At 64.8% G+C, this 24,624-nt stretch carries 19 protein-coding genes; 9 read left to right on the top strand and 10 right to left on the bottom strand.

What is annotated here, in order from left to right; translation table 11 throughout:
* Positions 1-8 precede the first annotated feature (8 nt).
* The 3 genes from glgB to F4U94_RS09890 all read right to left on the bottom strand — a co-directional run bounded on the left by glgB (position 9) and on the right by F4U94_RS09890 (position 5,984).
* Complete coding sequence (glgB, locus tag F4U94_RS09880) at positions 9-2,171, bottom strand: 1,4-alpha-glucan branching protein GlgB (RefSeq protein ID WP_150411898.1); 2,163 nt, start codon at positions 2,169-2,171, stop codon at positions 9-11.
* Positions 2,172-2,189: 18 nt separating this feature from the next.
* The gene (locus tag F4U94_RS09885) at positions 2,190-4,676 is read right to left on the bottom strand and encodes a glycogen/starch/alpha-glucan phosphorylase (protein WP_150411899.1); all 2,487 of its coding nucleotides are present in this window, start codon (positions 4,674-4,676) and stop codon (positions 2,190-2,192) included.
* Between the two features lie 108 nt (positions 4,677-4,784).
* Positions 4,785-5,984, bottom strand: coding sequence for a serine hydrolase domain-containing protein (locus F4U94_RS09890; protein ID WP_120251989.1), 1,200 nt, complete (start codon positions 5,982-5,984; stop codon positions 4,785-4,787).
* A gap of 136 nt (positions 5,985-6,120) precedes the next feature.
* Between F4U94_RS09890 and F4U94_RS09895 the strand changes: the two genes are divergently transcribed.
* The 4 genes from F4U94_RS09895 (at position 6,121) to F4U94_RS09910 (ending at position 13,356) form a co-directional block, all read left to right on the top strand.
* The gene (locus F4U94_RS09895) at positions 6,121-6,633 is read left to right on the top strand and encodes an RNA polymerase sigma factor (protein WP_120249715.1); all 513 of its coding nucleotides are present in this window, start codon (positions 6,121-6,123) and stop codon (positions 6,631-6,633) included.
* 55 nt (positions 6,634-6,688) lie between these two features.
* On the top strand, positions 6,689-7,621 hold the full coding sequence (locus tag F4U94_RS09900) for a FecR family protein (RefSeq protein WP_120249714.1): 933 nt from the start codon (positions 6,689-6,691) through the stop codon (positions 7,619-7,621).
* Positions 7,605-10,049: a TonB-dependent receptor gene (locus F4U94_RS09905; RefSeq protein ID WP_120249713.1), complete on the top strand. Its 2,445-nt coding sequence runs from the start codon at positions 7,605-7,607 to the stop codon at positions 10,047-10,049. Before F4U94_RS09900 ends, F4U94_RS09905 begins: the two co-directional genes overlap by 17 nt.
* Before the next feature lie 97 nt (positions 10,050-10,146).
* The gene (locus tag F4U94_RS09910; protein WP_120249712.1) at positions 10,147-13,356 is read left to right on the top strand and encodes an autotransporter domain-containing protein; all 3,210 of its coding nucleotides are present in this window, start codon (positions 10,147-10,149) and stop codon (positions 13,354-13,356) included.
* Between the two features lie 251 nt (positions 13,357-13,607).
* On the opposite strand, the gene gatB is transcribed toward F4U94_RS09910, so the two are convergent.
* The 3 genes from gatB to gatC are packed head-to-tail and all read right to left on the bottom strand — an operon-like array spanning position 13,608 to position 16,886.
* A complete protein-coding gene (gatB, locus tag F4U94_RS09915) occupies positions 13,608-15,113 on the bottom strand; it encodes an Asp-tRNA(Asn)/Glu-tRNA(Gln) amidotransferase subunit GatB (RefSeq protein WP_120249711.1) in 1,506 nt (501 codons plus the stop codon).
* 1 nt (position 15,114) lies between these two features.
* A complete protein-coding gene (gene gatA, locus F4U94_RS09920) occupies positions 15,115-16,599 on the bottom strand; it encodes an Asp-tRNA(Asn)/Glu-tRNA(Gln) amidotransferase subunit GatA (protein ID WP_120249710.1) in 1,485 nt (494 codons plus the stop codon).
* Positions 16,599-16,886: an Asp-tRNA(Asn)/Glu-tRNA(Gln) amidotransferase subunit GatC gene (gene gatC / locus F4U94_RS09925; RefSeq protein WP_120249709.1), complete on the bottom strand. Its 288-nt coding sequence runs from the start codon at positions 16,884-16,886 to the stop codon at positions 16,599-16,601. Before gatC ends, gatA begins: the two co-directional genes overlap by 1 nt.
* Positions 16,887-16,995: 109 nt before the next feature.
* Between gatC and F4U94_RS09930 the strand changes: the two genes are divergently transcribed.
* The 3 genes from F4U94_RS09930 to F4U94_RS09940 all read left to right on the top strand — a co-directional run bounded on the left by F4U94_RS09930 (position 16,996) and on the right by F4U94_RS09940 (position 19,126).
* Positions 16,996-18,114, top strand: a complete 1,119-nt coding sequence (locus F4U94_RS09930) for a DUF3089 domain-containing protein (RefSeq protein ID WP_120249708.1) — start codon at positions 16,996-16,998, stop codon at positions 18,112-18,114.
* Between the two features lie 31 nt (positions 18,115-18,145).
* On the top strand, positions 18,146-18,634 hold the full coding sequence (gene ruvX / locus F4U94_RS09935) for a Holliday junction resolvase RuvX (protein ID WP_427771919.1): 489 nt from the start codon (positions 18,146-18,148) through the stop codon (positions 18,632-18,634).
* 81 nt (positions 18,635-18,715) lie between these two features.
* Entirely contained in the window at positions 18,716-19,126 is a 411-nt protein-coding gene (locus tag F4U94_RS09940) for a Rap1a/Tai family immunity protein (RefSeq protein WP_120249707.1), read from the top strand.
* Positions 19,127-19,482: 356 nt separating this feature from the next.
* Here F4U94_RS09940 and F4U94_RS09945 read toward each other — a convergent pair whose 3' ends face one another.
* Positions 19,483-19,875, bottom strand: coding sequence for a MerR family transcriptional regulator (locus F4U94_RS09945; protein ID WP_120249706.1), 393 nt, complete (start codon positions 19,873-19,875; stop codon positions 19,483-19,485).
* A 68-nt stretch (positions 19,876-19,943) separates the two neighbouring features.
* On the opposite strand from F4U94_RS09945, the gene F4U94_RS09950 reads away from it, so the two are divergent.
* The gene (locus F4U94_RS09950; RefSeq protein WP_120251987.1) at positions 19,944-20,693 is read left to right on the top strand and encodes a MauE/DoxX family redox-associated membrane protein; all 750 of its coding nucleotides are present in this window, start codon (positions 19,944-19,946) and stop codon (positions 20,691-20,693) included.
* A gap of 93 nt (positions 20,694-20,786) precedes the next feature.
* On the opposite strand, the gene F4U94_RS09960 is transcribed toward F4U94_RS09950, so the two are convergent.
* From F4U94_RS09960 to serB, 3 genes are all read right to left on the bottom strand, one after another.
* A complete protein-coding gene (locus F4U94_RS09960) occupies positions 20,787-22,403 on the bottom strand; it encodes a L,D-transpeptidase family protein (RefSeq protein ID WP_120249705.1) in 1,617 nt (538 codons plus the stop codon).
* The gene (locus F4U94_RS09965; protein WP_120249704.1) at positions 22,349-22,606 is read right to left on the bottom strand and encodes a hypothetical protein; all 258 of its coding nucleotides are present in this window, start codon (positions 22,604-22,606) and stop codon (positions 22,349-22,351) included. The genes F4U94_RS09960 and F4U94_RS09965 overlap by 55 nt, the downstream gene beginning before the upstream one ends.
* Positions 22,607-22,760: 154 nt before the next feature.
* Positions 22,761-23,639 (bottom strand): phosphoserine phosphatase SerB, encoded by an 879-nt coding sequence (gene serB, locus F4U94_RS09970; RefSeq protein ID WP_120249703.1) that lies wholly within the window; start codon positions 23,637-23,639, stop codon positions 22,761-22,763.
* Here serB and miaA point away from each other — a divergent pair.
* Positions 23,638-24,582, top strand: a complete 945-nt coding sequence (miaA, locus tag F4U94_RS09975) for a tRNA (adenosine(37)-N6)-dimethylallyltransferase MiaA (protein WP_120249702.1) — start codon at positions 23,638-23,640, stop codon at positions 24,580-24,582. The two genes, serB and miaA, sit on opposite strands and share 2 nt — an antisense overlap.
* Positions 24,583-24,624: the final 42 nt, after the last annotated feature.

Consider the following 24,624-nt stretch of genomic DNA (forward strand, 5'->3'; position numbering starts at 1 on the left):
GTCGGTGTTCAATAATCCAGTTCCAGCATCAAGGTTGCGAAGGGCGGGATGGTGATGTTCGCCCATCCTTCCTCATCGGCTTCCACCTGCCCCATATTGCCCGCGCCACTGCCGCCATAATCCGCCGCGTCACTGTTCAATATCTCGCGCCACAATCCGCCGGACGGCAGACGCATCCGATAGCCATGGCGCAGCACTGGGGTAAAATGGCTGATGATGACGATCGGCCGGACACCCGGCGCGCGCCGTTGCCAGGCGAAGACGGAGTCCGCCGCGCCATCCACCAGCACCCATTCGAACCCCTCCGCCTCGCAATCGCGCGCATGCAGCGCCGGGCGGGATCGGTAGAGATGATTGAGATCGCCCACCAGCCGCTGCACGCCCAGATGCGGCCCATGGTCCAGCAGATCCCAGTCGAGCGCGCGATCCTCGCTCCATTCGCTGCGCTGGGCGAATTCCTGCCCCATGAACAGCAGCTTCTTGCCGGGATAGCCCCACATGAAGGCATAATAGGCCCGCAGCGTCGCGAACTTCTGCCAGTCGTCGCCGGCCATCTTGTGCAGCATGGACGCCTTGCCATGCACCACCTCGTCATGGCTCAATGCCAGCACGAAATTCTCGGTAAAGGCGTAGAGCAGGCCGAAGGTGATGTCGTCATGATGATGGGCGCGATGCACGGCATCACGCTGCAAATAGCGCAGCGTGTCGTGCATGAAGCCCATATTCCATTTGAACCCGAAGCCCAGCCCGCCGGTATCCACAGGCTGTGACACGCCGGGCCAACTGGTCGATTCCTCGGCAATGGTCATGATGCCGGGATGCGCGCCATAGAGCGCCTTGTTCATCTGCTGGAGGAAGGCGACCGCCTCCACATTTTCCCGGCCACCATGGTCGTTGGGTATCCATTCGCCCGGCGCGCGCGAATAGTCGAGATAGAGCATCGAGGCGACGGCATCGACCCGCAGGCCATCGACATGATAGCGTTCGGCCCAGAACAGCGCATTGTTGACCAGATATTGCGCCACTTCGCGCCGACCGAAATTATAGATGGCCGTGTTCCAGTCGGGGTGGAAACCCTTGCGCGGATCGGCATGTTCGTACAGCGCGGTGCCGTCGAAATGGGCCAACCCATGTTCATCGGTCGGAAAATGGGCCGGCACCCAGTCGAGCAGAATGCCGATCCCTGCCCGATGTGCGCCATCGACGAAACGCGCGAACCCATCGGGATCGCCAAAGCGCGCGGTCGGCGCATACAGGCCCAGCGTCTGATACCCCCAGCTGGGATCATAGGGAAATTCGCTGATCGGCAGAAATTCGATATGGGTAAAGCCCATCCCCGCCACATAGGGGATCAACCGATCGGCCAGTTGATCCCAGCTCAGAAAATCGCCCTGCTCGTTCCGCTGCCATGACCCGGCATGGACTTCGTAGATCGATATTGGCTGGCGCCGCGCGTCGGCCGTGCGCCAATGATCGCGATGGCGGTCGTCGCCCCATATATGGTCCGCCGGCGCCGCGACGATGGAGGCCGTGGACGGGCGCAACTCCGCCGCAAAGGCGAAGGGGTCGGCCTTGAGCGGCAACAGCACGCCGTCCGCGCCGACAATCTCATATTTATAGGCGCTGCCCGGACCGACCTCGGGCAGGAAAATCTCCCACAGGCCCGCATCCGCGCGGTGGCGCATCAGCGAGCGCCGCCCATCCCATCGGTTGAAGTCGCCGACCACCGACACCCGCAAAGCATTGGGTGCCCAGACCGCGAAATGCGCGCCGGTCACGCCTTCATGGGTGATGACATGCGCGCCCAGCTTGTCGAACAGCCGGCCATGCGATCCTTCGGCCAGATAATGATCGTCCATCGGCCCCAGCACCGGCCCGAACCCATAAGGGTCGACCAGCGCATAGCTGCCGCCATCGCCATAGGTCGCGACATAGCGGAGCGGCTGACGCTTTTTGACTGCGACCTTGCCGAAAAACAGCCCGTCGCCATGGACCTGCTCCAGCATACCCACGCTCTTGCCGTCCAGCGTCTGCGCCTCCACGCCTACTGCCTCGGGTAACAGAACGCAGGCGGTGAAGCCCTTTTCCACCGGATGGACGCCAAGCGTGGCGAAGGGATCGTCGTCCAGCCCGTTGATCAATCGGTCGATCTGTTCGGGCTTCAACGCCATCCTATCCCTTCATCCTCATCATGGTGCGATCTTCCAGATGTCGGCCGCATATTCGCGGATCGTGCGGTCGGATGAGAACCATCCCATCCGTGCGACATTATGGATCGCCTTCTTCGCCCACAACGCCTGATCCGACCATAAAGTATCGACGCGGCGCTGCGCGGCGGAATAGCTGTCGAAATCGGCCGCGAGCATGAACCAGTCATGGTCGTAAATGCCCTGCACCAGCCCCTTGTACCGATCCGGATCGTCGGGGGAAAAGACGCCGCTGGCAATGGCATCCAGCGCCTGTCCCAATTCCCGGCTCTGGCCGATGACGTCGCGTGGCACATAGCCCTGCGCGCGCCGCTCGTTCACTTCCTGCGCGGTCAGGCCGAAGATGATGATATTATCATCCCCCACATGGTCGCGCATTTCGACATTGGCGCCATCCAGCGTGCCGATGGTCAGCGCGCCGTTGACCGCGAACTTCATGTTCCCGGTGCCGGACGCTTCCATGCCCGCCGTCGAAATCTGTTCGGACAGGTCGGCGGCCGGGATCATCACTTCCGCCATGGACACATTGTAATTGGGCACGAATTGGAGCTTCAGCAGGCCCTGTACCGCCGGATCATGATTGACCGCGCGAGCGACGTCACCCGCCAGTTTGATGATCAGCTTGGCATTATGATAGCTGGGCGCCGCCTTGCCCCCGAACAGCTTCACGCGCGGCACCCAATCCTTTTCCGGGTGCGACCGGATCTGGTCGTAGAGCGACACCGCCTCCACGATATTGAGCAACTGCCGCTTATATTCGTGGATGCGCTTGATCTGGATGTCGAACAAAGCCGCCGGGTCGATCCGCGCATTGATCCGCTTGCGCAGCAGGTTCGCCAGCTCCACCTTGTTTGCGGTTTTGACGGCCAGGAATTTCTCCTGAAAGCCGCTGTCGTCGGCAAAAGCGTTCAGATCGCGGAGCGCCTCCGCATCGTCCAGAAACTTGTCGCCGATCACCTCGCGGATCAGGCCGGTCAGCCCCGGATTGCACTGCATCAACCAGCGGCGGAAGGTGACGCCATTGGTCTTGTTGTTGATCCGCGTGGGATAGAGTGTGTGCAGGTCGGCAAAGACCGTCACCTTCATCAGGTCGGTGTGCAGCGCCGACACGCCATTGACGCTATGCGAACCGGCAAAGGCCAGATTGCCCATCCGCACGCGCCGCTCGCCACCTTCGTCGATCAGCGAAATCGCGCCGATCGCGCCATCGTCAAAATGGCCGGACCCATCCTCTTTTTTAAGGCGGCGCGCTTCACCCAGCAATTTGCTGTTGATCGCATAGACGATCTGCATGTGCCGGGGCAGCAACCGCTCGAACAGAGGCACCGGCCAGCTTTCCAGCGCCTCGGGCAGCAGCGTGTGATTGGTGTAGCTGAAGGTCCGCCGGGTGATGTCCCACGCCGCGCCGAAATCGATCCCATGATCGTCCAGCAATATGCGCATCAATTCCGCCACCGCGACTGCCGGATGGGTGTCGTTCAGCTGGATCGCCGCCTTGTCCGCCAGCGTTTCGATGCTGCCGAAGTATTGGATGTGCCGCCGAACGATGTCCTGCAACGATGCGGAGGAGAAGAAATATTCCTGCCGCAACCGCAACTCCTGCCCGGCGGGCGACGAGTCGGCGGGATAGAGCACCCGCGTCAGCGCCTCGGCCCGGTTGCTTTCGGACAGCGCACCGATGTGATCGCCCGCATTAAACTTGTCGAGCAGGATCGGGTCGATCGGCTGCGCTTCCCACAGGCGCAACGTATTGATCCGCTTGCCGCGCCAGCCCGCGATCGGCGTGTCATAGGGGGTTGCGATCACGCGTTCGGCCGGCCGCCAGCGCATCTGGTGCGGCCCGGCATCCTCACCCTCGGCCGGATCGACACGGCCGCTGAAGCCGATTTCGTAACTCGCCTCGCGCCGTTCGAATTCCCACGGATTGCCGTGCGCCAGCCAGTTTTCGGGCAATTCGACCTGCCAGCCGTCGCTGATTTCCTGCCGAAACATGCCGTTGACGTATCGGATGCCATAGCCATAGGCCGGCACGTCCACCGTCGCCATGCTCTCCATGAAGCAGGCGGCCAGCCGACCCAGACCGCCATTGCCCAGCGCCGCATCCGGCTCCAGCGCGGCGATGATGTCGATATCCACGCCCAGTGACGCCAGCGCCGCCTGCATATCGTCCAGCATTTCCATGTTGGACGCGGCATCGCGCATCAACCGGCCGATCAGGAATTCCAGGCTCAGATAATAGACCCGCCGCCCTTCTTCCTCATAGGTTTTCTGGGTGGAGGTGATCCAGGCGTCGATCACGCGGTCGCGAATGGCCAGGATCACCGCATGCAGCCAATCGTGCGGCTTGGCGGCGGCGGCATTCTTGCCGATGCGATAGGTCAGCCGCTCGACAATCTCATGCGCCAGGACTTCCGGATCGACCTGACGGGGTGCAGGCTTGGGAAGTTTCGTCTGGCCCTTGAGAGTCATCGCGCAATCCCCCTGATGAGTCACCGCGGATGATGGCACAGCGTTCCGCGCCACGCCATGCCATTTTTGCGGTGCAGCAATAACTTACCGCACCGGATTTCGATCCGTTCAGGCCGTGTGTCGCGTCATGATCGCGTCCGCCACCCCGGCGCGCAACTGCGCCCGCACCGGATAGGTGCCGGACGGCAGATGCTGGGTCATGAACAGGCCGATCAACCGCTCGACCGGGTCGATCCAGAAATAGGTCGAAAAGACGCCGCCCCAATAATATTCGTGGGTTTGGAGGCCCATGGCGAAACCCAGCCCGAAGCCGACGCCCTGATAATCCGCCTCGCTGAACATCGCGCTGGACATACTGGACAGGTCGCCGCCGCCCGGCAACTGGTTGCTGCGCATCTGATCGACCGTCTCCGTCGTCAGCAGCCGCACGCCATCCAGTTCCCCGCCGCGCAGCAGCATGCGCGCGAAGCGATGATAGTCCGCCACCGAAGACACCAGCCCGCCGCCGCCCGACAGGAAACGCCCGGTTCGACGCCAGCCGCTGCGCGCGCCGAGATCGGCCACGCTGATGCTGCCGCCCTCGTCCAGTCGCCAGGCGTCGGTCATGCGGTGCGCCTTCTCGTCCGGCAGCATGAAGGTCGTGTCGACCATGCCCAGCGGATCGAGGATGTTCGTACGGAAGAACGTCTCCAGATTCAGCCCGCTCAGCCGCTCCACCACCACGCCCAGCACATCGGTGGACACCGAATAATTCCACTTGTCGCCCGGCGAAAATTCCAGCGGCAGCGTGGCCAGATCGGCGATGAACCGGTCGGACGTCCGCGGCTGCTGAAATTCGTCCAGGCCCAGCTTGCGATAGCGCGCGTCGATCGCCGTCTGGCGTTGCAAGCCATAGGTCAGGCCGGACGTATGGCGCAGCAGGTCGATCATCAACATCGGTCGTTTAGGCTTGGCCCGGTTGGCCTGCCCCACGCGCAGATCGGCAAATTCGGGGATGATATTGGCCACCGGCGTATCCAGCGCGACCTTGCCCGCCTCCAACAGCATCATGAAGGCGACGGAGGTGATCGGCTTGGTCATCGACGCGATGCGATAGAGCGCGTCCGCCTGCAACGGCTCTCCGCTCGCCCGCGCCTGCCCCCGCACCACCGACAGCAGCACCTGCTCATCGCGCGACAACAGCAACTGCATATGGGGCAGCTTGCCGCTGGCCAGATAGGTGCGATCCAGATGGTCGACCAGCGCGCCCAGTCGATCCGGGTCCATCCCCGCCGCCGAAGCCGCCTTGCCGTCGATTCCGTCCACCATGCCGCCTGCCATTCCCGTGTCGCCCCCTCCCCGCTAACGCAGCGGGCCGGGCGCGTAAACAGCTTGGCCGTTGCCAAGACCCCACCCGCCCCTCTATGGCAACGCGCCAGAACAGCATAACTGGACCACCACAGGCATGGCCACCGGCCTCTCCGCTATCTTCATGGCCAACCGCCCCGCCCTGCTGCGTTTCCTGCGCGCGCGCGGCGCGGGGGACGATGCCGAAGATCTGTTGCAGGATATGTGGATGAAGCTGGAGGCCAAGGATCTTGGCCCGGTTTCCGATCCGCTGCCCTATCTGTATCGCATGGCGAACAATCTGATGCTGGACCGCTATCGGTCCGCCACGCGGCGCGAACGGCGCGAACAGGATTGGGCCGAGGGTGCGGGCGGCGTGATGGCCGACCCGAACGAAGATATCGCCGTCGACGATCGCATGGTCCTGAACGAGCAGTTGAACGAGGCGCGCGCCGTGCTGCGCGATCTTGGCCCGCGCGTCGAACTGGTGTTCCGCCGCTTTCGGATCGAGGGGGTGGGCCAGCGGGTCATTGCCGATGAGCTGGGCGTCAGCCTGACCACGGTGGAGAAGGATCTGCAAAAGGCCTATCGGGCCATGCTGACGCTCAAGCAGAAAATGGATACGGAATGAGCGGGTCGGCGGCGTCCTGTCTCGCAAGGGGCAAAAAATGAACGGGGCTGAAGCCATGATCAACGAGGAGGCGCTGGGTTGGGTCATCCAAACCCGCGATCCGGCATTTAGCGACTGGGACGGCTTCACCGCATGGCTGGAGGCGGACCCTGCGCATGCGTCCGCCTATGACGCGCTGATGCTGGCGGACAGCGAGTTGGACAGCCTCGTGCCGCCCGAACCCGTCGCCATGCCACCCATCGCCGCCAACGATCCGGGTGTCCGCGCGCGTCGTCCGCTGCGCTGGATCGGCGGCGGCGCGGTCGCGGCAGCCCTTGTTGCAGCTGTCTCTTTCGGTGTCGCAAACCGCAGCGATATCTACAGCGTCACCACCCGGCCCGGCGAAACCCGCCTCATCGCGCTGGACGACGGCACGAAGGTAGAGCTGAACGGCGGCACCACCATGCGCTTCGATCGCAAGGATGCCCGCTTCGCCGCGCTGGACGCGGGCGAGGCCGCCTTCACCGTGCGCCATGATGCCGCCAATCCCTTCCGCGTGACCGTGGGCGACGCGGTGTTCGAAGATGCCGGCACCGTCTTCAACATCGTGCACACCAACGCCGCGACCCGCATCGGCGTGTCGGAAGGCAAGGTGATCTACAATCCGCAGGCCGAAGCGATCGCCCTGCCCGCCGGCCGCGCGCTGGCCGACGATGCGCAGGGCCTGCGCGTCATGGACATCGCGCCCGCCGCCGTCGCCAGCTGGCGTCAGGGGCAACTGGTCTACAGCAACGCGCCCGTCACGCAGGTGGCCGAAGACGCCGCCCGCTCGCTGGGCCTGACCGTGCAGTTCACGCCGCAGGTGCAGGCGATGCGCTTTACCGGCACGCTGCCGCTGGACCGCGACCCTGAGCGCTTCTTTGCGCAGGCCGCGCCGTTGATGGGCTTGTCTGCCGTGCGTCAGGGGGACGCATGGCTGTTGAAGGAGGGAAATGGGCCGCAGAACTGACCTTCTGATCGTCACCACGCCCCTCTTCGCGATCGCCGCAGCGACAGCAACGCCCGCTCTAGGGGCGGACAGACAGGATATCAGCATCGCCCCCGGAAGGCTCGGGGACGCGGCGATAGCGCTCGGCCGTCAGACCGGCGCCGGCATCGGCATGTCGGACCAGTCGCTCGCCAGCCTGCGCACCCCCGCTATTCAGGGCCGGATGAACGCGGAATCCGCGTTACGCCAACTGCTCAAGGGCAGCGGCGCGAAAGCACAACGCATCGGCGCCAATGGCTGGCGCATCGTCCGCGCCAAATCCCCGCCCCCGCCATCGGCCGCCCCCGCGCCGGTCCAGGCCGCCCCGCTGGCCGATCAGCCGCCCGCCGAAATCATCGTCACCGCTTCCAAGCGCGACACGCCGCTTCCCCGCTACGCCGGCATGGTCGAAGCGCTGGACAGCAGCCTGTTCACGTCGGGCGAAGCATCGGGCGGGACCGCCACCTTGCTGGCTCGGGTGGCGAGCCTCAGTTCCACCCATGCCGGCGCCGGCCGCAACAAGCTATTCATCCGCGCCATCGCGGATTCGGGCGTTGCCGGTCCGACCCAGGCGACCACCGGCCAATATCTGGGCGACATGCGGCTGAACTATGCCGCGCCCGACCCCGACCTCAAACTCTACGACGTCGGCCGGGTCGAGGTGCTGGAAGGGCCGCAGGGCACGTTGTACGGCGCCGGGTCGCTGGGCGGTATCATCCGCCTGATGCCCAACGCCCCCAACCTTGCCGAATATGGCGGGCAGATGTCGGCCGGCCTGTCCGCGACCCAGCATGGCGATCCGGGCGGCGACCTGTCCGCCACGCTCAACATCCCCATCGTCTTGGAGAAGCTGGCGCTGCGCGTCGTGGGCTATGGCGTGCAGGACGGCGGCTATATCGACGACGTCAATCGCGGCAAGGACGACGTCAATCGGATGCGTACCTATGGCGGCCGCGCCGCGCTGCGCTTCGCCCCCGGTGACGGCTGGATCATCGACCTGAACGGCGTCTACCAGCATATCGACGGCGACGACGCCCAATATGCCAGCCGGTCGGTCGGCCGACTGCAACGCGCCTCCGCCGTCGCCCAGCCCTATTATTCCGACTATCTGCTGACCAATCTGCGGATCGAAAAACAGTGGGACAGCCTGCGCTTCGTCTCCTCCACCGGCTATGTCCGCCACATATTGGCCGAAAGCTACGACGCGACCCAGCCCAATGGCCCGCCCGCCTTGTTCCGCCAGCGCAACCGGGTCGATATCTTCTCGACCGAAAACCGGCTGGTGCGCGACCTCGACAATGGGCTGGGTTGGATATTGGGCGCCTCCTATCTGCAAAGCACGTCCGACCTCCATCGCTCGCTCACCTCCTTCGGCACGGCCGAAGTCCAGCCCGCCATCATTCCCGGCGTCCCCATGTACGGCCGGGGCATGGCGGCGGCGGCGACGGGCGTGCAAAATATGGTCAAGGAAGCGACCATGTTCGGCGAAGCCTCCTTCGAACCGGTCAAGGGGCTGATCGCGACCGTCGGCGGCCGCCTGACCAACAGCCGCCTGTCGGGCGAGGCGCTCGATCCTGTGGCCGCTTTGTCCTTCAGCGAACTGGCACGGGCGGAGGCGCAGGCCGACCGCAGCGAAACGATCTTCCTGCCGTCCGCTTCGCTGCTGACCGACGCCATCCCCGGCCTCACCCTCTATGCCCGTTTCCAGCAGGGCTTCCGCCCCGGCGGGCTGGCAGTGGATGACCAACGGGTGCGCCGTTACCAGAATGATCGCGCGTCCACCGTGGAGGTCGGCGCGCGCAAGGGTGTGCCGGGCCGCGACGTCTTCGCCGCCAGCGCCAACATCGCCTATACCGACTGGCGCAATATCCAGGCCGACGTCACCGACCGGATCGGCCTGCCCACCACCGCCAATATCGGCGACGGGCGCATCTACACGGTCGAAGGGCGCGTCGTCGTGCGACCGCTGCGGCAACTCACGCTCGACGGCAGCGTCATCTATAATGACAGTCGCCTGACCCAGCCGACCGATTTCGTGCGCATGCTATCCTATGAAGGGCGCTCGCTCAGCCTGCCCAATGTCGCCAATGTGAGCGGGCGGCTGGCGTTCGATTATCGCACGACCATCGGCGACGACATGCGCTTCAACCTGTCCGGCTCGGCCCGCTATGTCGGCAAGTCGCGCCTGGGCGTCGGGCCGATATTGGGCCAGACGCAGGGCGACTATGTCGATACCAGCCTGTCCGCCGGCCTGACCCGTGGGGCCGTGCAATATTCGCTCTCGCTCACCAACCTGCTGGATAGCAACGGCAACCGCTTCTCGCTCGGCACGCCATTCGACCTGCGCACTGATTATTATACCCCGCTGCGACCCCGCACCGTGCGCATCGGCCTCGATTTCGCTTTCTGAACAACTATTCATCGCATCGACTGACGGAAGCCACGGCCCGGCGACGTCCCATGCGGACGCGCGCACTTGATACAGCGCGACACGCAGAGGAGACATCATGCGACATCTACTGGCCTGCACGGCGATCGCGCCCGTGCTGGCGGCCCTTACCGTGGCCGATGCGGCGGCTGAAACGACGATCGCCACCGCCACCACCGCTGCCGTCAAGACCTCCACCGTGGCCAACGGTGCGGCTGACGACATCACCATCAGTTCAGCCGGCTCGATCAAGCTGACCAGCGGCGCCGCCGTCACGGTCGACAGCAACAACAAGGTGTCGAACGCCGGCACCATCACCATCAACGACGCAAACAACGTCACCGGCATCCTGGTCGCCCCCGGCACCAGCGGCGCCATCGCCAACACCGGCACCATCACGCTGACCGAAGATTATACCGCGACCGACACGGACAGCGACGGCGATATCGACGGCCCGTTCGCCAAGGGGTCGGGCAAGAACGGCATCTGGGTTCAGTCCGGCGCCGCCCATGTCGGCAATATCGACCATAGCGGCACCATCACGATCGAGGGCAACCAGTCCGCCGGCATCCGATTGGACGGCGCGCTGACCGGCAACCTGTCGACCAGCGGCACCACCAGCGTCATCGGCGACAACAGCTATGGCGTGGTCGCCAACGGCGTCACCGGCAACGTCACGCTGCGCGGCTCGACCTCGGCCGTGGGCGCCAACAGCATCGGCGCGGCATTGCTGGGCGACGTCACCGGCGCGGTCAAGATTCAGGGCACGATCACCAGCACCGGCTATCGCAGCACCAGCCGCCCCAGCGACGTGACCAAGCTGGATGCGGACGACCTGCTCCAGGGCGGCTCAGCGCTGGTCATCGCCGGCAATGTGACCGGCGGCATCATCTTCGACATACCGCCCACGCTGGACAGCACCAAGCCCGACGTCGATGGCGACGGCCTGACCGATGCAACGGAAGGCAGCGCCGCCGTCATCACCTATGGCAAGGCCGCAGCGGTACAGATCGGCGCGGCCGACCGCGCCACCACGATCGGCGCGGTCGCGGCTGGCAACACCGGCTATGGCCTGATCGTCAACGGCGGCATCGCCGGCTATGGCGTCTATGATGGCGTCGATGCCAACGGCCTGGTCATCGGGGGTCTGGGCGGCGCCGTGTCGATCGCCAAGGGGGTACAGGTCACGGGCACGATCGCGGCAGTTTCCTACGACAGCAACGCCACGGCGCTGCGCGTCGGATCCGGCGCGAGCGCCGGCACGATCGAGGTCGGCGGTTCGGTAGCCGCCAGCGGATCGACGAAGGATGGCACCGTCGCGCGCGGCCTGGTGATCGACTCCGGTGCGACCGTGGGGTCGATCGTCGTCAGCGGCAGCGTGGCGGCAGCGGCCGGCAGCACCGAAAAGGGCAGCGCCATCGCGATCCTCGATTCATCCGGTAGCGTGTCCAGCCTGTCCAACACGGGCAAGATCAGCGCGACCGGCGGCAAGAGCGGCTCCAACGTCGCGATTGACCTCAGCGCCAACAGCAGCGGTGTCACCCTGACGCAGGCGGCGGCGTCCGCCACCGCCACCACCATGCCCAGCATCGTCGGCGACATTCGCCTGGGGTCGGGCAATGACGTGCTGACCGTGTCGGCCGGCGCCATCGCCGGCAACCTCAGCCTGGGCGCCGGCAATGACAGCATCGTCCTGTCGGGAGCATCCAGCCTGACCGGCAACATCGCCTTTGGTACCGGCACCAACAGCCTGTCCCTGGCGGGCACGTCGAAGGTGGCGGGCAATGTCGATTTCGGCGGCGGCGCAGGTACGCTGACGCTGGGTGGCACATCGTCGCTGACCGGCGCGATCAGCAACAGCGGCAATGTCGCCGTGGCGTTGAACGGTGGCACGCTCACCGCCAGCAACACCGGCTCGGTCGCGCTCGCGTCCCTGTCGGCCAGCGGCACCTCCACGCTGGGCATCACCATCAACGGCGCGACCGGCGCCAGCACCGTCTATGACGTGGCCGGCGCGGCCAGCTTCGCCAGCGGATCGCAGGTCAAGGTCAACCTGACCCAGGTCGGCGGATCGGTGGGCAACTATGTCATCGTGCGGGCGGGATCGCTCAGCGGATCGCCGACTCTCACCAGCGCCGCCCTCCTGCCCTATATGTTCAAGAGCAGCGTCACCGGCGACAACAGCGCCGGCACCGTCACCCTTTCCATCGCGGCCAAGAGCGTGTCGGAACTGGGCCTGAGCGGATCGACCGCCAGCGCCTATTCGGCGATCTTCAACGCACTGGACAAGGATGCCGCCGTCGCCGCCGCCTATCTGGCGGTCACCGACGGATCGACCCTGACGGGCAATCTGCGCCAGATGTTGCCCGATCATGCCGGCGGCACCTTCGAAGCCGTCACGTCGGGATCGCGCGCCACCGCCCGCATATTGTCCGACCCCAACGGCATCTACCGCACGAAGGACGGGCGCCTCGGCTTCTGGCTGCAACAGGTCGCGTTCGGCAGCGCCAAGAGCGTAGGCAGCACCGCATCCTACGACATTACCGGCTGGGGTGCCGGTGGTGGCCTGGAATATCTGAGCGATATCGGCGCATTCGGTGGCTCCTTCGCCTATATCCATGGCAGCGACAGCGGCGGGGCGAACAACGCCGTCGATTCCGACCAGTTCGAACTGGCGGCGCACTGGCGCGGCCAATGGGGTCCGCTGCTCAGCTTCGCCCGCCTGTCGGCCGCGCGCATCAAGTTCGATGGGACCCGCCATTTCGAAAGTGGCGACGTCACCCGCACCGCCGATGGCAAGTGGAACGGCACGCTCATGTCCGCGACGGCCGGCGCCGCCTACCAGATCGACATGGGCCGCTTCAGCCTGCGTCCGGCGGTCGGCATCGACTATTACCGGCTCAAGGAAGACGGCTATAGCGAAACCGGCGGCGGCGATGCGTTCAACCTGACCGTGCTGGGCCGCACCAGCGACGAACTGACCGCCAATGGCACCGTCACGGCCGGCTACGACTTTGGCAGCCTGAACAAGGAAGATGGCTGGGTCCGCGTCGAACTGGAAGGCGGCCGTCGCCAGATCATGGGCGGGTCGCTGGGCGACACCACCGCCTACTTCAAGGGCGGCGATCGCTTCACCCTGGTATCGGAAGACCGCACCAATGGCTGGACCGGCCGCGCCCGTCTCTATGGCGGCACCGACACCTTCCGCGTCGGTGGTGAATTTGGCGCGGAGGAGCAACAAAATCACGTCGCCATCTCATTTAGGGCGACGGTGAACTTCGTCCTGTGACGTCTTGAAGATGAAAGGACGGGCCAAACCCCACAGACCCTCCCGGTCCGTCCCTTCCGCTCCGGCAACATTCCCTCCCCAAGGGCGCCGGGCATAAAAGAGGGGCGTCGCTGGTCCCCCCGGCGGCGCCCCTTATTGCATTAGGCCTATGCCGTTCCCCTGCGAAGGCCGGGGAACGGCTTTTATCGCAACGAAAAAGGGAGCGGCTCCATCGAACCGCTCCCTTTTTCTGCGTCCAGAGGCGAGGCTTTTTAAGCCGACAGCGCCTTCTTCACCATTTCGTTGACGACCTGCGGATTGGCCTTGCCCTGCATCGCCTTCATCGTCTGGCCGACGAAGAAGCCGAACAGCGCTTCCTTGCCGCCGCGATACTGCTCGACCTTGTCGCCATTCTTCGCCAGCACGTCGGCCACCGCCGCCTCGATCGCGCCGGTATCGGACGTCTGCTTCAGGCCCTTGTCCTCGACGATCTTGCCCGGCTTCTCGCCGGTTTCCAGCATGATCTCGAACACCTGCTTGGCGATCGTCCCGCTGATCGTGCCATCGGCCACCAGCGCCAGCAATTCGGCCCCTTCCTCGGGGCTTACCGGGCTGTCTTCCAACGACTTGCCAATGCGGTTGAGCGCACCATAAAGTTCCGACAGCAGCCAGTTGGCCGAAGCCTTGGCGACGTCGCCCTCGCTCTTCTTCTGGATACGCGCGGCTTCGGCCAGCAGCGCCTCGAACCAGCGGGCCGTGTCGGCGTCGGCGGTCAAAGTCGCGGCATTATAGGCGCTCAGGCCCAGATCCTGCGCATAGCGACGCAGCTTGGCGTCGGGCAGTTCCGGCAGCGACTGGCGGCATGCCTCCAGGAAGGCGTCGTCCAGTTCCAGCGGCAACAGGTCGGGATCGGGGAAATAGCGATAGTCGTGCGCATCTTCCTTCGACCGCATCGAGCGCGTCTCGTTCCGGTCCGGATCGTAGAGGCGGGTTTCCTGCACGATCTTGCCACCGGCCTCCAGCACGTCGACCTGACGGCTCGCTTCATGCTCGACCACGGCCATGACGAAGCGCACCGAATTGACGTTCTTCGTCTCGGTCCGCGTACCGAATTCCTCGCCAGGACGACGTACGGAGACGTTCACGTCGGCGCGCATCGATCCCTGATCCATATTGCCGTCGCACGACCCGACATAGCGCAGGATCGTCCGCAGCTTCGAGAGATAAGCCCCTGCTTCGGCAGGCGAACGCATGTCCGGCTTCGACACGATTTCCATCAGCGCCACGCCCGACCGGTTGAGGTCGACATAGCTGCTCGTGGGGTGCTGGTCGTGCATCAGCTTGCCGGCATCCTGCTCGACATGGATACGCTCGACGCCGATCACCTTCTTGCTGGCGTCCGGGTTCTTCTCGTCCAGCACGATCTCGATCTGCCCCTCACCCACGATCGGGTGGTAAAGCTGGCTGATCTGGTAGCCCTGCGGCAGATCGGCGTAGAAATAATTCTTCCGGTCGAACCGCGACCATTTGTTGATCTGCGCGTCGATCGCCATGCCGGTGCGCACCGCCTGACGGATGCACTCCATGTTCGGCACGGGCAGCATGCCGGGCATGGCCGCGTCGACCAGGCTGACCTGGGTATTGGGCTCCGCGCCGAACGCGGTGGCCGCGCCCGAAAACAGCTTGGCGTTCGACGTCACCTGCGCATGGACTTCCAGGCCGATCACGACCTCCCACTCGCCGGTTGCACCCTGGATGCGATAGGTTGATTCAGTCATATTACCACCACTTGTCCGGGCGAGCCGCAAAGCCCGATCGTTCTTCAATCGCCAAGGAGGCGTTCAGCACCGTCTGCTCATCCAGCGCCTTGCCGATGATCTGCAAACCGATCGGCAGCCCGGCCGAATCCAGCCCGCCCGGCACCGCCATGGCGGGCAGCCCCGCCAACGAGGCCGGCACGGTGAAGACGTCGTTCAGATACATGGCCAGCGGATCGGCCTGCTTCTCGCCCAAAGCGAAAGCCGCGCTCGGTGCGGTCGGCGTCAGCAATATGTCGCACGTCTCGAACGCCAGTTCGAAATCGCGCGCGATCAGCGCCCGGACCTTCTGTGCCTGCGTATAATAAGCGTCGTAGAAGCCGGCCGACAGCACATAGGTGCCGATCATGATGCGGCGCTTGACCTCCGGCCCGAAGCCGGCGGCGCGGGTGGCGGCATACATATCCTGCAAGCCTGCGCCATCGGGCAGGTCGCGCTGACCATAGCGCACGCCGTCATAGCGAGCGAGGTTCGAGGAAGCCTCGGCCGGGGCGATGATATAATAGGTCGGCAGCGCGTACTTCGTATGCGGCAGCGACACTTCGACCACTTCGGCGCCCGCGTCCTTCAACCAGGCGATCCCACGATCCCACATGGCGGAGATTTCGGCGTTCAGGCCATCGGGGCGATATTCCTTGGGAATACCGACCGTCTTGCCGCGCAGGTCGCTGGACAGATTGGCTTCCCACTGGGGCACGGCCAGATCGAGGCTTGTCGAATCCTTGGGGTCGAAGCCCGCCATGACTTCCAGCAGGATCGCGTTGTCGCGCACCGTGCGCGCCATCGGCCCGGCCTGATCGAGCGACGAGGCGAACGCCACGATGCCCCAGCGCGAGCAGCGACCGTAGGTCGGCTTGATGCCGCTGATGCCGGTGAAGGCGGCCGGCTGGCGGATCGATCCGCCCGTATCGGTGCCGGTCGCCGCCGGGCACAGCCGCGCCGAAATCGCCGACGAAGACCCACCCGAAGAGCCACCGGGCGCCAGCGCGGCATTGTCGCCACCAGCCCGCCGCCAGGGCGAAATGACATTGCCATAATAGCTCGTCTCGTTGGACGATCCCATGGCGAACTGGTCCAGGTTCAGCTTGCCCAGCATCCCCGCACCGGCCGCCCACAGCTTGCCCGATACGGTCGATTCATAGGTCGGCACGAAGCCTTCCAGCATGTGCGAAGCCGCGGTCGTCTGCGTGCCTTCCGTGCAGAACAGATCCTTCATGCCGATCGGCACGCCGGAAAGCGCGCCCAGCGTTTCGCCGGCGGCTTTCGCCTTGTCGGCGGCATCGGCCGCTTCCAGCGCCTTTTCCGGGGTTTCGACGATGAAGGCGTTCAGCGCCTTGGCGGCCGCGACATTGGCATTGAAACTTGTCGCCACTTCACGCGCCGAAAAATCGCCCGCGCGAAAACCGTCGCGGATTTCGGCAACGGTCAGATCAGTCAGATTCGTCATTATTCGATCACCTTGGGCACCGCGAAGAAGCCATGTTCGGCCTGCGGCGCATTGGCCAACACCTTGTCGCGCACATTGCCGTCGGTCACGGCATCCACGCGCAGCCTTTGATGGTTGGGGATGACGGCGGTCATCGGCTCTACGCCGGTGACATCCACCTCGCCCAATTGCTCCACCCAGCCAAGGATGTTGTTGAATTCGGGCACCATGGCTTCGGCTTCGGCGTCTGTCACCGAAATGCGCGAGAGGCTGGCGATCTTTTTCACGGTCTGAAGATCTATCGACATGGGCAAGCCGCTAGCACCCGCACCTGCCCGCTTCAAGCCGCTTTAGCGCACCCCTTGCGCCCGCCCGCCCCATGCGCCAGACATGGCACAAATATTTCGGAGAGCATGGGTGGCCCGCAAATTCCTCTATGTCATCGCGACACTGGTCGTGCTGGTGATCGCGGCGCTGCTCGTCTACCGGATCTGGGGGATGCAACTGATCCGCCTGGTGATGGTCCCGCGCGAAGCCTATGCGCAGATGCAACCGTTGCCGGCCAATGCCTATGACGCTGCGGATATGTGGATTGCCCGGCCCGACATCGTGAAGGATAATGTCGCGCTCTGGACGCCCGCCGGCGTGGCAACGTCCCGCGCGGCGCAGCCGGCCGCCATCTTCTTCATCCACCCGACCAGCTATATCACCACTTTCGGCGATGCTCACTGGAACGCGCGCCTGGGTGACAAGGATGCCGATGCCACCGCCCGCCGCTTCGTCATGGGCCAGGCCAGCGCCTTCAACGCCGCCGGCACCGTCTGGGCGCCGCGCTACCGCCAGGCCAATTATGGCGCCTTCCTGACCGACAAGCCAGCCGGGGACAAGGCGCTGGCCGACGCCTATCGCGACGTCGCCCAGGCCTTCGCCGCTTTCCTCAAAGCCAATCCCACCGGTCCGCTGATCCTGGCCGGCCACAGCCAGGGGTCGCGCCATTTGCTGCAACTGCTACGCGAACAGGTCGCCGGCAAACCCGTCGCCGAGCGCGTCGTCGCCGCCTATGTCGTGGGCTGGCCGGTGTCGGTGGAGGCGGATCTGCCCGCGCTCGGCCTGCCCGCCTGCGCTCGGCAGGATCAGGCGCATTGCATCGTCAGCTGGCAAAGCTATGCCGAACCGGCCGATCCGTCCGCCGTGGTCGAAAGCTTCGAGCGCAAGACCGGCTATACCGGCCGCCCGCGCAAGGGCACGCACATGCTCTGCACCAACCCCATCACCGGCGCGTTCAACGGCGCAGCCCCGGCCAGCGCCAATCTCGGCACGCTCGATGCCCGCGAACAGGGCAAGCCGCCCAAGCTGGTCACCGGCGTCGTACCGGCGCGCTGCGACACCAGCGGCGTGCTGATGATCGGGGAGCCGGTCGATATGGGGCCGTTCACGCTGCCGGGCAATAATTACCATGTCTACGATTACAGCCTGTTCTGGGGCAATGTGCGGCAGGATGCGCAGAAACGACTGGCAGCCTTCCTAAAGAAGTGACTTGAGGCGCAGGACGTGACAGGGCGCCATCATGACTTCTGCACCCATAAAACTGGTTACCACCGATCGCGTCGCCTTTTGCGAGGCTCTGCCGCAGGGCGGGCGCCTGATCGGCATGGATGTCGGCACGAAGACGATCGGCCTCGCCCTATGCGATGCGCAATGGTCGATCGCCAGCCCCGCCTATACCGTCACCCGCGGCAAGTTCAGCAAGGACAAGATCGGCCTGGCCGCCTTCATCGAGCAGCAGATGGTGAAGGGCATCGTCATCGGCCTGCCGCTCAACCTGGACGGCACCAACAGCCCGCGCAGCCAGTCCAGCCGCGCCTTCGCCCATAATGTCGCGGATCTGGGCTGCCCGGTCCTGCTGTGGGACGAACGCTGGTCGACCCAAGCCGTCACCCGCACCCTGCTGGAAGCCGACGCCAGCCGCGCCCGCCGCGACGAACTGGTCGACAAACTCGCCGCCAGCTACATATTGCAGGGCGCGATCGACGGGCTGGTCGCGGGGCTGGAGTAAACACCCTCTCCTGTTTATCCGTCACCCCTGCGCAGGCCGGGGTCTTAGGCCCAAAAGCGCCAAGGCTAGAGATAGAGACATATGAGCATGCACCCCCGTCTTTTCCGCTGCGCGATCCTCGCCGCAGCCGCCCTGTTCCCCGCTGCTGCCAACGCCGGCTTCTACAGCGGCGACGAACTTTATGCGGCCTGCACGGCGGACAAGAACGGCAAGGATTATTTCGAGCGAAGCTATGAGTGCCTGGGCTATATCAGCGGGGCGGTGGACGCGTTCAACACGACGCGGGAAGCCAATAATCTCAAAAGCTGCCTTCCCGGCGGCGTGACGATCAACGAACTGCGTAGCACGACGGTCAATTATCTGAGCAAGAACCCGATCGACCGCAAGAAATCCGCCTCCTCCCAAGTCTTCGCCGCTACCCGCAAGGCTTGGCCCTGCGCGACGCCGAAAAAAGCGCCAGCGAAGAAGAAGGCGGCGCGCAAGAAGCGGTGAGGTGGTGGCCTGTTGGGATCGATTTGAGAATGTCGGCTTATCTTAGCCCTCTCCCGTTTTCACGGGAGAGGGTTGGGTGAGGGTCTTTCTTCTTGCTGGCAGGAAATGCTTGTCCAGAAAGAAGAAAGACCCTCACCGACATCGACTAGGCAGCAAGCTGCCAAGTCTCCGTAGCCTCTCCCGTGAAAACGGGAGAGGGCAAGTGAAGCTTCCGCCTATGCGCGCAACCACCAACCTGTCCTACACGCCGCCCGCCTGCTAAAATCCACCCGGCTCTTTCCATTGTCAGCACCTCGCTTCCCGATAGGATCAAGCGCACGCAACATAATGTCAGTATCTGCGGGACATGTGCGAAGTTAAGCGCCTTCCCCCTCGAACGCCGCGATGATCGGGCACGGCCCTTCCTCGCTCGCATGACATTGCCGCGCCAGCCGGGTGAGCGCACTACGCGCCGCCTGCAATTCCGCGATCTTCTGGTCCAGCGCCGCGATCCGTTCCGCCGCCAGCACGCGCGCCCGCGCCCTGTCCTGCCCCGCATCCAGCCGTAGTAATTCGCCGATCTGCTCCAGCGTGAAGCCCGCCGCCTGCGCAGAGCGGATGAAGGCCAACCGCCGTGCGTCGCCCGCGCTATAGCGGCGGATGCCCGTCCCCCGCGCCGGCGTGTCGAGCAGCCCGCGCCGCTGATAATAGCGCACCGTTTCCACCCCGACGCCGCCGGCCTGCGCCAGCGCGGAAATCGTCATGCTCATCTCTTGACTCCGGACCATGGTACGGACCCTATATGGGCTGCATCCAATCAACCGGCAAGGATGCCCCGATGACCAGCCCCGCTCCAAAAAGCGCCAGCCTCTACCGCATGGTGATGCCCGGCCACACCTGCCCCTTCGGCGTCAAGGCGCGCTGGTTGCTCAAGCGCCATGGTTATGAAGTCGACGATCATTGGCTGACGACGCGCGCGGAAACCGACGCGTTCAAGGCGCAGCATGACGTGAAGACCACGCCGCAAATCTTCATCGACGGGCATTGGATCGGCGGGCATGACGATCTGCGCCGCCACCTCGGCCTGAAGGTCAAGGATCCCAAGGCCACCAGCTATGTGCCGGTGCTGGCCGTCTTCCTCGTCGCTGCGCTGCTGGCGCTGGGCGTCAACTGGCTGACCTTCCTGCCGCTTGTTTCCTTCATCACGCTGGAGCGGTTCGTGGCGATCGCGATGATGCTGCTCGCCATGCTGAAATTGCAGGATGTGGATCGGTTCGCGACCATGTTCCTGAACTACGATCTGCTCGCCCGCCGCCTGCCACCCTATGGCCTGGCCTATCCTTTCCTGGAACTCGGCGCGGGCCTGTTGATGCTGACGCGGGCGCTCGACTGGCTCTCCATCCCGGTCGCCCTGTTCATCGGCGGCATCGGCGCCGTATCGGTGTTCAAGGCGGTCTATATCGAAAAGCGCGAAATCAAATGCGCCTGCGTCGGCGGCAACAGCAATGTGCCACTGGGCTTCGTGTCGCTGACCGAAAATGTGATGATGGTCGCGATGGCCCTGTGGATGCTCGTCGGCGTTCACTAAACCAGACCACATCCGTTCGCTTCGAGCGAAGTCGAGAAGCGGCCAGCACAGCGCTTCCTGTTTCTCGATAGGCTCGAAACGAACGGAGGTTGGTTAATCCCCATCCCGCCCATAGACATCGGGAAGGAACTGCACTCCGGTCGCGGTCGGCACGGCGGTCAGATAGGTCAGGAACACCGGCACCGGCTGGGGCAGCGGCTCATGCTGTTCCGGCGCATCGCTGTCGGTCGTGGGCGTCCTGCCGAAGAACCAGCGGCCCAGCCGTTGCGCATCCTCCAGCCGGACACAGCCATTGCTGTAATGGCGGTCCTCCTTGGCGAACAGGTCGCGCTGCGGCGTGTCGTGCAGATAGATGCCCAGGTCATTGGGGAACATGAACTTGATCCGCCCCATCGCGTTGCTGCCACCGGGCAATTGCCGCACCCGCACTTCGCTCTGTCCACTGGCCACCGCCCGCCAGTCGATCGCGCTCTGCGCCAGCGGCGCGGCATCGTTGGTCCAATCGGTCAGCGCCTCGTACCGCATTCCCTTGAGCGACCCGCCCGCCAATATCTTGGGCGCGACCTTGCGCTCCACCAGATCGGTCGGGATGTTCCAATAGGGGTTCAGCGTCGCATAGCGGATCATCCCCGCCATCAACGGCGTCGGCGATTCCTTGGCGCCGGCGACCACCTTCATCGTCCCGTCCATCGCGCCCTTGCTGTAATAATAAAGCCGGGCGGACGCTGCATCCACCACCACATGGCGCGTCCATGATCCGGGCAGCAACCGCGCCCGCTCCATATTGAGCGCCAGCAGATGCTCGTAACGCGCCGGCCCGTCGTTGAGCGCGCCGATCGTCATCGCCCCGGCCACACCATCGGGCTTCAGCCCATGGTCGGTCTGGAACGCCTTCACCTTCGCCACCAGCGCCTTGTCATAGGCGACCCCGTCGCTCAGCCCCATCCGATGGCGCAGCAGCGCGATTTCCGGCACCTTCCCGCCGGGGCGCAGCTTCACGTCCGGCGGAATCTGCACGGCAGGAAGCCCGCCCCATTTATCCATATAGCCCGCCCGCGCCGCGCGCAGCCGCATGTAGAGTGGGCTCATCCAGCCGGCGGACTGGATATAGTCGGTCAACGACGGCGCGAAGGACGCGGCGCGCACGATATCGGCCGGGCCGGGTGGCTTGGTGTCCAGTTCCGCGTCCAGATAGCGGATCTTCACGCCACGGGCCGGGCGGCGCATGTCGGCGACCAGATCGGCAAAGGCGCGCGATAGCGCCAGATCGGCGCGGGCCAGCGCCTTGGGCGTTCCCTCGCTATCCGCCGCCTCGATCAATTTCTCCAGATCGCGCCCGCCATAGCTGCGCGGGTTGAGGCCGTCGGCATCGCTCTGCGCGATCAGCGCCAGCAGTGCGTCCGCCTGCGGGCCGATACGATCCTTTTCCACCCAGAGCGGCCAATAGCCACGCGGGGCGTAGAAATCCTTATATTTGCCGCTAACCGCCGCGCGAATTTCGGCGGCTACGCTTGATCTGGCGGCGTCGGCAGCAGCTTTGCCCTGCGCCAATGCAACGGGTGCAGGCGCGACGGCTATGACCAGCAAGCCAGCGATCAGCGCGGCGGGGAGCGAGTGGGCGCGACAGAGTCGCCGCGCCCGCAAAGCTGCGTGGATCAGCCGCGTTCTCCCCGACGCGACGGCGCCGGCGGCGGGGGTGGCGGCGGGCATGGCGGACCCTGAACCGCGTGATAGATGCCATCGGCGGTGTAATAGCCATCGACATAGCCGTCACCGTCGCGGTCGGCCGCGACCGTACCGGCGATGGCACCGGGGCCGACGGGCGGTGCGGACGTCACCGGCGCTTCATTTTTGGAGCAGGCGCTCAGGGCGAGAAGCCCGCCAGCGGCCAAAGCCAGATATTTATACTGCATATAAACTCCCTGTACGCCGGGGGCGGCAAAGCCGTCCTGCGCCGTTAGACATCTCGCCGCGACCCATGCGGCTCGACGCTAACGTTCCAGGGAGAGATTCAATCCATTACCGTATCGAAATGACGGCGAACGGTGGCGCAACAGCGCCAGTCCGTTATGCGACCACCCATTGGGCCGACGGGATGCCCTGCGCATAGAGCAGCACCGACAGGTCGCCATGGACGATCTCCGCCGCCGCCGCCTCACGGGTCTTGGGCTTGGCATGATAGGCGACGCCCAGCCCTGCACCCTGTATCATCGGAATATCATTGGCGCCGTCGCCCACCGCCAGCGTCAACGCCCGGTCGATGCCATCGGCGATTGCCGCCTCCAATTCGGTCCGCTTGCGCGCGGCGTCCACGATCGGCGTGGTCACGGTGCCCAGCAAGGCGCCATCGGCGATCTCCAGCACGTTGGCGACATGCACGTCGAAACCGATTTCCTCGGCCACCGGTCCGGTGAAGCGCGTAAAGCCGCCCGATACCAGCAACGTCCGTGCGCCGCGCGCCTTCATCGTGCGGACCAGCGCCTTGGCCCCGCCCATGATGACGACACGCTCGGTGCGGCACTGGTCGATCGCGCTGTCGGGCAGCCCTTTGAGCAGCGCGACCCGGCCATGCAACGCGCCCTCGAAATCCAGCTCGCCGCGCATCGCCCGTTCGGTAATCTCGGCAATCTGCGGCTTGATCCCGGCATAGTCGGCCAGTTCGTCGATGCACTCGACGGTGATCATGGTGGAGTCCATGTCCGCGATCAGCAGTGCCTTTTCGCGCCCTTCGACCGGCTGGACGATGACATCCACCTTGTCGCCCACGCCGGTCAGCGCCGCGCGGGCCGCGACCGGATCGAGCGCGAAGAAGATATCGGCTGCCTTGTCCTGATCCAGCCATGCGACATCGCCCGGCTGGCAGCCTGCATCGCGCAGCCGATCGACCGCCAGCGCAATATCCCCCTGCCCGATCGAGCCACTTGCCACTAAGGTCGCGACGAACATGCTACACTCCGAACCAGAAACCGGCGAATCTCGCCCACGGGTCGCGCTTATTGCCGGGCCGACCGCCAGCGGCAAGAGCGCGCTGGCCATCGCTCTCGCCAAAGCGACCGGCGGCATCGTCATCAATGCCGACGCCAGCCAGGTCTATGCCGACCTGACGATCCTGTCCGCCCGTCCCTCTCCGGAGGAAATGGGCGGCGTCCCCCATCGCCTGTTTGGCCATATCGATGGCGCGGAGGCCTGCACCGCGCCACGCTGGGCAGCCGAGGCGAAGGCGGAAATCGCCGCCGCCCATGGCGCGGGGACACTGCCCGTGCTGGTCGGCGGCACCGGCCTTTATATCCGCACCCTGCTGGATGGCATCGCGCCGGTGCCGGAAATCGACCCGGACATTCGCGCCACCGTCCGTGCCCTGCCCGTGGCGCAGGCGCACGAGGCCCTGTCCCGCGAAGACCCCGAAGCCGCCGCCCGCCTCGCCCCGGCCGACACCACCCGCGTCGCCCGCGCGCTGGAGGTCGTGCGATCGACCGGCAAACCGCTCAAGATATGGCAGCAGTATAAGGAAGGCGGCATCGCCGATCGGATCACCCTCGCCCCGATGATCCTGCGCCCGCCGCGCGACTGGCTGATTGAGCGGTGCGACCGCCGCTTCGCCCAGATGGTCGAGGCCGGCGCGATCGAGGAAGTCGAGGCGCTTCTGACCCGCAACTTAAACCCCGACCTGCCGGTCATGCGCGCCATCGGGGTGCCGGATATCGCCGCCTATCTGCGCGGAGACAGCGAGTTGGACAGCGCTATTGCGGCAGGAAGCCTGGCCACCCGCCAATATGCCAAGCGCCAATATACATGGTTCACCAACCAGCCTCCGCCCGGCTGGCCGCGCGAAGAACGCGCAATTAATGATAAGATCATCGGCAAATTAGCAACTAAATTACAACATTAGCGCTTGACCCGTCATTTTCTGTCCACTAGAGGCAGGCGCCTT

The organism is Sphingobium limneticum (assembly GCF_008710155.1).
GTDB lineage: Bacteria > Pseudomonadota > Alphaproteobacteria > Sphingomonadales > Sphingomonadaceae > Sphingobium > Sphingobium limneticum.